This is a genomic window from Pseudomonas sp. RG1 (assembly GCF_025910115.1).
Taxonomy (GTDB): domain Bacteria; phylum Pseudomonadota; class Gammaproteobacteria; order Pseudomonadales; family Pseudomonadaceae; genus Aquipseudomonas; species Aquipseudomonas atacamensis.
The window spans coordinates 98,061-108,142 of the sequence record NZ_JAPCIK010000015.1 but is presented as its reverse complement, the minus strand read 5'-3'; the positions used below and the strand labels follow the sequence as shown (position 1 = coordinate 108,142).

General features: G+C 60.1%; 7 protein-coding genes. 4 read left to right on the top strand and 3 right to left on the bottom strand.

Going from position 1 to position 10,082, the window contains the following annotated elements; genetic code table 11:
- Positions 1-191: 191 nt before the first annotated feature.
- Positions 192-3,662, top strand: coding sequence for a PAS domain-containing hybrid sensor histidine kinase/response regulator (locus tag OK411_RS09475; RefSeq protein ID WP_264364773.1), 3,471 nt, complete (start codon positions 192-194; stop codon positions 3,660-3,662).
- A gap of 431 nt (positions 3,663-4,093) precedes the next feature.
- Here OK411_RS09475 and rmuC read toward each other — a convergent pair whose 3' ends face one another.
- Together rmuC and OK411_RS09465 are read right to left on the bottom strand one after the other, a co-directional pair.
- Positions 4,094-5,458: a DNA recombination protein RmuC gene (gene rmuC / locus OK411_RS09470; protein WP_264364774.1), complete on the bottom strand. Its 1,365-nt coding sequence runs from the start codon at positions 5,456-5,458 to the stop codon at positions 4,094-4,096.
- Between the two features lie 175 nt (positions 5,459-5,633).
- Positions 5,634-5,957, bottom strand: coding sequence for a hypothetical protein (locus OK411_RS09465; protein WP_024012181.1), 324 nt, complete (start codon positions 5,955-5,957; stop codon positions 5,634-5,636).
- A 911-nt stretch (positions 5,958-6,868) separates the two neighbouring features.
- Here OK411_RS09465 and OK411_RS09460 point away from each other — a divergent pair.
- The 3 genes from OK411_RS09460 (at position 6,869) to OK411_RS09450 (ending at position 9,265) form a co-directional block, all read left to right on the top strand.
- Positions 6,869-7,093, top strand: coding sequence for a hypothetical protein (locus tag OK411_RS09460; RefSeq protein WP_016773719.1), 225 nt, complete (start codon positions 6,869-6,871; stop codon positions 7,091-7,093).
- A 271-nt stretch (positions 7,094-7,364) separates the two neighbouring features.
- On the top strand, positions 7,365-7,847 hold the full coding sequence (locus tag OK411_RS09455; protein WP_122505975.1) for a hypothetical protein: 483 nt from the start codon (positions 7,365-7,367) through the stop codon (positions 7,845-7,847).
- Between the two features lie 146 nt (positions 7,848-7,993).
- Positions 7,994-9,265 (top strand): OmpP1/FadL family transporter, encoded by a 1,272-nt coding sequence (locus tag OK411_RS09450; protein WP_016773717.1) that lies wholly within the window; start codon positions 7,994-7,996, stop codon positions 9,263-9,265.
- A 210-nt stretch (positions 9,266-9,475) separates the two neighbouring features.
- Here OK411_RS09450 and OK411_RS09445 read toward each other — a convergent pair whose 3' ends face one another.
- On the bottom strand, positions 9,476-10,036 hold the full coding sequence (locus OK411_RS09445; protein ID WP_217879568.1) for a glutathione peroxidase: 561 nt from the start codon (positions 10,034-10,036) through the stop codon (positions 9,476-9,478).
- Positions 10,037-10,082: the final 46 nt, after the last annotated feature.

Here is a 10,082-nt window from a genome sequence, read left to right as displayed (position 1 = left end):
TGAGGGAGGCCACGTGGGGGCGCGAGCCTGCTCGCGAAGAGGCCCGCCCGGTCACCACAAAAACCACCCGGTACCCCGCCTGCGACACCCCGCCACGCCACGACCTTGGTCGACACTGACTAACCGCCGCGCGCGTGCGAGACTGTCCGCCCGGGCAGGAGTGCCGGGGAGTCATTTGTCGGGAGTGCTGCATGTCGTTGTCCACCGGGCTGATCGCCGTCGTTGCCCTGGCCTACATGGCCATCATGTTCGCAATCGCCTTCTACGGCGACCGTCGCAGCACGCCGTTGCCGCCACGGGTGCGCGCCTGGGTGTACAGCCTGTCACTGGCGGTTTACTGCACCAGTTGGACGTTCTTCGGCGCGGTCGGTCAGGCGGCGGAACAACTGTGGTCATTCCTGCCGATCTACCTCGGGCCGATCCTGCTGCTGGTCGGCGCGCCGTGGGTCCTGCAGAAAATGGTGATGATCAGCAAACAGGAGAACATCACCTCCATCGCCGACTTCATCGCCGCGCGCTACGGCAAATCGCAATCGCTGGCGGTGGTTGTGGCGCTGATCTGTCTGGTCGGCGTGCTGCCCTATATTGCCCTGCAACTCAAAGGCATTGTCCTCGGCGTGAACCTGTTGATCGGCGCCGGCGCCGATGCCATGGGCACCCGCGCTCAAGACACGGCGCTGATCGTGTCGCTGGTGCTGGCGTTGTTCACCATCGTCTTCGGTACGCGCAACCTCGACGCCACCGAACACCACCGTGGCATGGTGCTGGCGATTGCCTTTGAATCGCTGGTCAAGCTGTTCGCCTTTCTCGCCGTCGGCGCCTTCGTCACGTACGGCCTGTATGACGGTTTCGACGACCTGTTCAATCAGGCGATGCTCGCCCCGCGCCTTGAGGCGTATTGGAAGGAAACCATCAACTGGCCATCGATGGTGGTGCAGACCGGCGTGGCGATGATGGCGATCATCTGCCTGCCCCGGCAATTTCACGTCACCGTGGTGGAGAACATCGACCCGCAGGATCTGCGTCTGGCGAAATGGGTCTTCCCCGCCTATCTGGCGTTGGCCGCATTGTTTGTAGTCCCGATCGCCCTTGCCGGTCAGATGATGCTGCCCAGCGATGTACTGCCCGACTCGTTCGTGATCAGCCTGCCGCTGGCCCAGGCCCATCCGGCGCTGGCGATGCTGGCGTTTATCGGCGGCGCATCGGCAGCGACCGGCATGGTGATTGTCGCCAGCGTCGCACTGTCGACCATGGTCTCCAACGACATGCTGCTGCCGTGGCTGTTGCGCCGCAACAACGCCGAGCGCCCGTTCGAGGTGTTCCGCCAGTGGATGCTGTCGGTGCGCCGCGTCAGCATCGTGGTGATTCTGCTGCTGGCCTACGTCAGTTATCGCTTGCTTGGCTCGACCGCGAGCCTGGCGACCATCGGCCAGATCGCCTTCGCCGCGGTGACGCAGCTGGCGCCGGCGATGCTCGGCGCACTGTACTGGAAACAGGCTAACCGTCGCGGCGTGTTCGCCGGTCTCGCCACCGGCACCTTCCTCTGGTTCTACACACTGGTGTTGCCGATTGCCGCGCACAGTCTCAGCTGGTCGCTGGCGAGTTTCCCCGGGTTGGCGTGGCTGCACAGCAATCCACTGAACCTGCCGATTACGCCGCTGACCCAAGGCGTGGTGCTGTCGCTGGCGGGTAATTTCACCCTGTTCGCTTGGGTCTCGGTGCTCTCGCGCACGCGGGTTTCCGAGCACTGGCAGGCCGGGCGTTTCATCGGCCAGGAAATCAGCGCGCGACCTAATGCTCGCTCGATGCTGGCGGTGCAGATCGACGATCTGCTGCAACTGGCGGCGCGTTTTGTCGGCGAAGAACGCGCGCGGCAGAGCTTCATTCGCTTCGCCTACCGTCAGGGCAAGGGCTTCAACCCCAACCAGAACGCCGACAGCGAATGGATTGCCCACACCGAACGCTTGCTGGCTGGTGTCCTCGGCGCTTCTTCGACGCGCGCCGTAGTAAAGGCCGCCATCGAAGGTCGGGAAATGCAGTTGGAGGACGTAGTCCGAATCGCTGACGAAGCCTCGGAAGTGCTGCAATTCAACCGCGCGCTGCTGCAAGGCGCGATCGAGAACATCACCCAGGGCATCAGCGTGGTCGACCAGTCGCTGAAACTGGTGGCGTGGAACCGGCGTTATCTGGAGCTGTTCAACTACCCCGACGGCCTGATCAGCGTCGGCCGCCCGATCGCCGACATCATTCGCTACAACGCCGAACGCGGTTTGTGCGGCCCCGGCGAAGCGGAAGTGCACGTTGCACGACGCTTGCACTGGATGCGTCAGGGCCGCGCGCATACCTCCGAGCGGCTGTTCCCCAATGGCCGGGTGATCGAGCTGATCGGCAACCCGATGCCCGGCGGCGGCTTCGTCATGAGTTTCACCGACATTACCGCGTTCCGCGAAGCCGAACAGGCACTGACCGAGGCCAACGAAGGGCTGGAACAACGGGTCAGCGAGCGCACCCAGGAACTGTCGCAACTCAACGTCGCGCTCACCGAAGCCAAGGGCAATGCCGAGGCGGCCAACCAGTCGAAAACCCGCTTCCTCGCCGCCGTCAGCCACGACTTGATGCAACCGCTGAACGCCGCGCGACTGTTCTCCGCCGCCCTCTCCCACCAGAACGAAGGCTTGAGCGCAGAGGCGCAGCAGCTGGTGCAACACCTCGACACCTCGCTGCGTTCGGCGGAAGACCTGATCAGCGATCTGCTGGACATCTCGCGCCTGGAAAACGGCAAGATCAACCCGGATCGCAAAGCCTTCGCCGTCAACGAACTGTTCGACACCCTAGGCGCAGAATTCAAAGCGTTGGCCCAGGAGCAAAAACTGACGTTCCGGGTGCGTGGCAGCCAGTTGCGCATCGACAGCGACATCAAACTGCTGCGGCGGATTCTGCAGAACTTCCTCACCAACGCGTTCCGCTACGCCAAAGGCCCGGTGCTGCTGGGCGTGCGTCGGCGCGGTGGTGAGTTATGTCTGGAAGTCTGGGATCGCGGCCCGGGCATTCCGGAAGACAAGCAGCAAGTGATTTTCGAAGAGTTCAAACGCCTCGACAGCCACCAGACCCGCGCCGAAAAAGGCCTGGGCCTGGGACTGGCGATCGCCGATGGCTTGTGCCGCGTGCTCGGGCACACCCTGCGCGTTCGCTCCTGGCCGGGGCGCGGCAGTGTGTTCAGCGTGACAGTGCCAATCGCCCGCACGCAAACGCCTCCAGTCAGCGCCACGGTGGAACTGAACGGAAAACTGCTCAGCGGCGCGCAGGTACTGTGCATCGATAACGAAGACAGCATCCTGATCGGCATGAACAGCCTGTTGAGCCGCTGGGGCTGCCAAGTGTGGACGGCGCGCAATCGCGAAGAATGCGCAGCGATATTGAATGAAGGTGTGCGGCCACAACTGGCGCTGGTCGACTATCACCTCGACCACGGCGACACCGGCACAGAGCTGATGGCCTGGTTGCGCACGCGCCTGGGCGAGCCCGTGCCCGGCGTGGTCATCAGCGCGGATGGACGCCCGGAGACCGTGGCGCAAGTGCATGCGGCGGGCCTGGATTACCTGGCCAAACCGGTGAAGCCGGCGGCGTTGCGGGCGCTTTTGAGTCGGTTTTTGCCGTTGTAGAGAGTGATCTTGCAGACGCCTTCGCGAGCAGGCTCGCTCCCACAGAAAAGCAAAGCAGCGAAGCTGCCTGCGGCGCAGCCGCCCCACTCAACAATGAGCGCAAGCTCGAGTGCTTTTGATCTTGATTCACCGGCGACGTCGGAAGGCTGAGCGGAGGGATTGATCCGGGCGTGGGAGCGCAGCGACCGTCTGGCGCAGCCAGACACAGCGGAAGGAGGTGCAGCGAAGCAAACCGGAGCCGCTGCGCCCGGATCAGTCCCGCAGCGAAGGGACCCGAGCCTGCGAGGGCCGAACGCAGGAGCTAGCGTTTTTTGCTTACTTTTTTTTGGCGCTTGTAAAAAAGTAAGTCGCCGTCAGGCGAAACCGCCAGCCGCCACGACCGCAGCAACGGATATGCCCCCAATCAGCCAGAAAAAAACGAGCCTTTGAATTTACTCAGGCAACTCAACCAACCCATCAACATCCGTCATCGCCCGCTCCAGCAAATCCGCCGGCAAGCTCTTGCTCGCCCGCGCACCGAGCAACTTCAACTGCTCACTGCGGCTGACCAGATTACCGCGCCCCTCTGTCAGCTTGTTGCGCGCTGAGCTGTAAGCCTTGTCCAGTTGCTGCAGACGATTGCCCACTTCGTCCAGATCCTGAATAAACAACACGAACTTGTCGTATAGCCAGCCCGCGCGCTCGGCGATTTCCCGGGCGTTCTGGCTCTGCCGCTCCTGCTTCCACAGACTGTCGATCACCCGCAACGTGGCCAGCAGCGTAGTCGGGCTGACGATCACGATATTGCGGTCGAAGGCGTCCTGAAACAGCGACGGCTCAGCCTGCAATGCAGCAGAAAATGCCGCTTCGATCGGCACAAACAGCAAGACGAAATCGAGGCTGTGCAGGCCTTCCAGACGCTTGTAATCCTTGCCGGCCAGACCTTTCACATGATTGCGCAGCGACAACACGTGCTGCTTGATCGCGATCTGCCCCAACGTGTCGTCATCAGCCGCAACATATTGTTGATAGGCCGTGAGACTGACTTTCGAGTCGACCACCACCTGCTTGTCGCCGGGCAGATAAATGATCACATCGGGCTGGAAGCGCTCACCGTCCGGGCCTTTGAGATTGACCTGAGTCTGATACTCGCGGCCCTTCTCCAGACCCGCGTGCTCAAGAACGCGCTCGAGGATCAGTTCGCCCCAATTGCCCTGGGTTTTCTGGCCCTTGAGCGCGCGAGTCAGATTGGTCGCTTCGTCGCTCAGACGCAGGTTCAACGCCTGCAAACGCTCCAGCTCCTTGGCCAGCGAGAAGCGCTCGCGGGCTTCGGCCTGATAGCTTTCTTCAACGCGTTTTTCAAAGGACTGGATGCGCTCTTTCAACGGATCAAGCAACTGCCCGAGCCGCTGCTGGCTGGTTTCGGCAAAGCGCTGCTCACGCTCATCGAAGATCTTGCCGGCCAGCTCGGCGAATTGCGCGCGCAGTTCATCGCGTGAGCCGTGCAGGTCGTTGAGACGTTGTTGATGGCTCTCCTGTTGCTCTCGCAGTTCGGCACTCAGAGAGGCAGCGTGGGCGTCGAGGCGGCGTAACTCAGCGTCCTTGTTGGCGCGTTCGAGGTTCCAGGCGTGGGAGGCGTCGCGGGCGTCGTCGCGCTCGATCTGGAGCAATTCAACTTCGCGGCGCAGCGCGGCGAGGTCTGCCTGTTTGGCGGCGTTGGCCTGGCCGAGGTCGGCGATCTCATCGCGACTCGCTTCAAGCTGCGCGGTGAGGCCGTCCTGGGCCAGTTGCGCCATGGCCAGGCGCTCTTCGAGCAAGGCCAGATCGGCCTGGGCATTGCTGGCCCGGCGTTGCAGTTGCCAGGCCAGCGCCAACAGCGGCAACCCTGCCGCCGCAAGACCGAGCAATACGCTGGTCAAGTCCATAGCCATAGCGACTCCTGCCAATCGGATAAAGCCTGAAGGTTAACCAAGGTGTCAGGGCTTGGACAGCTCAGTCTTCGATCAGACCGAGTTCCTGCTGCGCGCGACGGTCACCGGCACGGGCGGCCTGACGCAGCAACTCCTGACCGATACGCCGGTCACGGGCATTGCCGCACTCCCGGCAAATCAATTGGCCGAGGCGGCTTTGTGCGGCGACCACGCCTTCTCGGGCCGGTTGCTTGAGCAGACGGCCGGCCAGGTGCTTGGCGCTGGGACTGTCGCTCAGGCGCGGCGCATCGAGCAGCCATTCGGCCACACGCACGGAAAAACGCTTGGGAGCGGTAACAGAGGTCGGATTGGAGGTAACAGAGTCTGATACTGAGCGAAACTTCATAAAGCACTGCGGGACAGATCGGAAGGCGCGCCACTTTACTCTCTTTTTCTTACAGGTAAAGTCGAAAAAAACCCGGCACGCCCGTGCTAGAGCAAGCGCTAGGGACAATCCACAGAAGCTGTGGATAAGTCAGTGGACAACCGCTCTGTGATCCCCGCAAAGCCTTATGGAATGGGGCTCGCAGTCAAACTGACGATTTTTTCACCAACAAAAAAAGACGATATTTTTCATTGACTTAAACTTTTGATACAGGCAGCGACTGGAGTCAGGATCGATGTGACAGTTGCGTTACGCTCTGCGCAACTAATGTGCACAAGTACCTGTGAGCCGGTTATATGCGTGCGCTTTTTCGGGTCATTTTGCGCAGCTGCGAGCGACCGAAAGGCTCTGCGAAAAGGATGCACGCCGACGGACGGTGCGACACGACCTTACCCTGTGATCCTTTTTTGGGTCATGGGGTTTGCTTCGCCCGAACGGATCCGTTACTATCCGCGGCGTTAGTACCAAGCTGAAAGTCAATTCCGGTCGAACATCTCCCCACGGTCAACTTCCAACAGGAAGACACTGCCGAAAAAAGCGGGAACGACCCCTCGATGGTTTCCAGGTAAATCTTGCGACGACGCTGCCTTTGAACGAAAACAAAGGGCGTTGCGAAGAACACTTACTCTGACCGAACCAACCTGCAAATTGATCAGGATCTTCACCCCGGGCCCAGAACCTTTGCCCTCGCTGTGATGCCTGTCCTCCTAAGTACCTACCTGCCAGCCCAAGCGCGCACATTTATCAGCGCTTCAAACTGGCTGCTTTGTTCCAGTCGGGTTCTTCGTTCGATCAATGGTGATCAACGTTACTGGAACGTTTTAACGTTGCACGGTTCTTAACCGTGTCATTTGTAGGAACACCTAATAACTATGTCTACTCAAATCCAGACTCAGGATGCCATTCGCACCCTAACCAACGCTTTTGCTCCAATGAACTGCCTGATCATGGCCGCTCGCAAAGGCTGCTTCAGCTTCACCGTGGTCAATGAACACGGCATCGCTCGTCACAGCGAGCGTTTGTACCCCGATCAATACTCCAGCGCCGAACCGCTGCAGGCCGTGATCGAGCGTACCCGTCAGGCACTGGTTGCCTGAAAGCCGGACAGGCTGCAAAAGCAAAGCCCTGCTGAAAAGCGGGGCTTTTTATTGCCTGATATTTCACTTTTAGCGCAACGCTTCTAAGCATGTTCCGATCTAACGCCCGAGATGCGATGGCGGAAATATTTTAAAAACAGGCCTTTACACGCTGAATATGACACTACACTTCAACTCAAGCGGCTTGACCCGCTTGCGGCGAGCCTGAGTCGATCCACTGCTGCCAAGGCCCCTTCAGGACTCGCCCTCAACGACAAGAACCGAGGGTGTTATGGGTATCGCTGCCAGCGAACTGTGCCGCTATGTGATCCGTCCCACACTGATTTATCTGGGACGCCACTGCGCAACTGCCGAATCCCTGCTGCTGGGTATCGCCGCCAGCCAGTCCGCCCTCGGGTCTGCCCTGCATGACCGCCGTGGCCACGGCCTCTACCGGATTGCCGAACATCGCCATCAGGCCCTCTGGGATGATTATCTGGCGCTCGATCCGGAGCGCGCCAGCCTGGTGCGCGGCCTGGCCAGTCAGCATGCGTTCCTCAGCGGCCCGCATCTGGAACTGACCGTCAACCTGCGTTACGCCACGGCCATCGCCTGGCTGCTGATAGAAGAACAACACCCCACCCTCCCCGCTCCGACCGACCTGCTCGGCATGGCGCGTATCTGGCGCCAGACCTTTCAACCGCAAGGCCGTTTGCGCGACTTCACCTATGCCTGGCAAACCTGTGTTTCACCGCTGAATCAGGTCGCTTGCTGACCGGGCGGTTTCACAAGTTCTTGCATCAGGCCGCCATTTTGGTCGGATTGTCCTACAAAACCGCTCTAACTCAAGGCATACAGGCTATAGCGCTGGGACGAAAATGTTGGTAATTTTCGCCCCGGTGATCACCAGGAGTTCTAATAATGAAAAAAGTCATGCTCAAAACCACCCTTAGCCTCGCCGTTACCCTTGCCTCCACACAAATCTTCGCGGCAGGTTTTGCCCTCAACGAACAAAGCATCAGTGGGATGGGGACTGGTTTTGCCGGGCGATCTTCTTCTGCCGACGACGCAAGCACTGTTTATGGCAACCCGGCCGGCATGGCGCGCATCAAGCGCGAACAAGTCACCGGCGGTGTCGCCGTCGTCGATGCACACACCGATATCAGCAACGCCAGCTCCAGCCCTAACGGCGGTAGCAACAAAGGCGACATGGTGCCCTTCACCGCTGTACCTATGGGCTTCTATGTAAAACCGATCGATGACCACTGGGCATTCGGTCTCGGTGTGTACGTACCGTTCGGTCTGATCACGGATTACGAAAACGGCTTCGCCGGTCGTTACTTCGGCAGCAAGTCCGAAGTACAAGTCATCACTTTCCAGCCAACCGTCAGCTACGCCTTCAACGACAAGGTGTCGATCGGTTTCGGCCCGACCATCAACCGCATCGACGGCTCGCTGGAATCCAACCTGTCGATCACCCAGGCACTGCCGGACGGCAAGGTCAAGATCAAGGGTGACGACACCGCGCTGGGCTACAACGTCGGCTTGCTGGTCCAGGCCACCGACACCACCCGTGTCGGCCTGACCTACCACTCCAAGGTCGACTACAAGCTCGAAGGCGACACCAAGGTCAACTACAACGCTCTGGCGCTGGTGGGCGTTGGCGCCAACCAGAAGTACGACGCTTCGCTGAAGATCACCACGCCGGAATCCGTGGACCTGTCGGTCACCCAGGCAATCAACGATCGCTGGAATGTCTACGCCGGTACCACCTGGACCCGCTGGAGCCAGCTGGACAAGATCACCGTGAAGAACTCCGGCGTACAGCCTCTGCTGGCCGGTCAGTTCGGTTCGATCAACGAAGACCAGAACTGGCATGACTCCTGGGCGTACGCCGTGGGTACCTCGTACCAGTTGAACAAGGAATGGGTCCTGCGTACCGGTCTGACCTTCGACCAGTCGCCAACCAATAACGAAGACCGCTCGCCGCGTATCCCGACTGGCGACCGCACCATCTTCAGTATCGGTGCCGGCTGGAGCCCGACCGACGACCTGACCATCGACGTCGCGTACTCGTACCTGAAAGAAGAGTCGGTCAACATCCGCAACGAAAACGCGCGTGGCCAGACTTACGATGCCAAGTATGAAAACTCGGCAAACGGCTTCGGTGTCGGCGCGACATACCGCTTCTGATGCACCGTGGCGAGGCTAACCCCTCGCCCACCAAAAAGCCCCGCTCTCTTCGCAGAGGCGGGGCTTTTTCATGTCTGCAACTTTTCACTGGAACGACTAAATCACCCTTGTGGGAGCGAGCCTGCTCGCGAAGGCGGTATGTCAGATGTAGATTTGCTGGCTGACACACCGCTTCGCGAGCAGGCTCGCTCCCACAGGGAAAAACATGGGTCAGTGAGTCAGCTGTTTGGAGGCAATGGCCTTCTCGATCGCCGCAATAAACTCGGGATCATCCGGTTTGGTCAAACTGGAAAAACTCGCCACCACCTTGCCCTGCCGGTCGACTACGTACTTGTAGAAATTCCACTTCGGCGCATTGCTCTGCGCGGCCAATACCTGAAACAGGTGCGTGGCGTCATCGCCGCGAACCTTCTGCGGCTCGGTCATGTTGAACGTCACGCCATAGTTGGCGTAACAGACCTTGGCGGTTTCCGCGCTGTCCTTGGACTCCTGCTTGAAGTCATTCGACGGCACGCCGAGCATTTCCAGCCCCTGATCCTTATAGCGCTTGTTGAGCGCCTCAAGACCTTCGAACTGCGGGGCGAAACCGCAGAAGCTGGCGGTATTGACCACCACCAGCGGTTTGTCGGCGTACTGCTTGCACAGATCGATGGATTCCTTGGCGCGCAGCTTGGGCAGCGAGCCTTGCAGCAGCTCAGGACAATCGGCGGCCTGGGCCAGGCCAGTCAACGCCATCAGCAACGCGGGAACAGCACACCAGCGCATCAACATGTCGAATTTCCTTGGGCAGTCATCAGGCTTCGACGTTACTCGCCAC

Coding starts and splice junctions, on each gene's coding strand:
- OK411_RS09475 (WP_264364773.1), top strand. CDS start 192: ATGTCGTTGTCCACCGGGCTGATCGCCGTCGTTGCCCTGGCCTACATG.
- OK411_RS09445 (WP_217879568.1), bottom strand. CDS start 10,036: ATGTTGATGCGCTGGTGTGCTGTTCCCGCGTTGCTGATGGCGTTGACT.
- OK411_RS09450 (WP_016773717.1), top strand. CDS start 7,994: ATGAAAAAAGTCATGCTCAAAACCACCCTTAGCCTCGCCGTTACCCTT.
- OK411_RS09460 (WP_016773719.1), top strand. CDS start 6,869: ATGTCTACTCAAATCCAGACTCAGGATGCCATTCGCACCCTAACCAAC.
- OK411_RS09455 (WP_122505975.1), top strand. CDS start 7,365: ATGGGTATCGCTGCCAGCGAACTGTGCCGCTATGTGATCCGTCCCACA.
- OK411_RS09465 (WP_024012181.1), bottom strand. CDS start 5,957: ATGAAGTTTCGCTCAGTATCAGACTCTGTTACCTCCAATCCGACCTCT.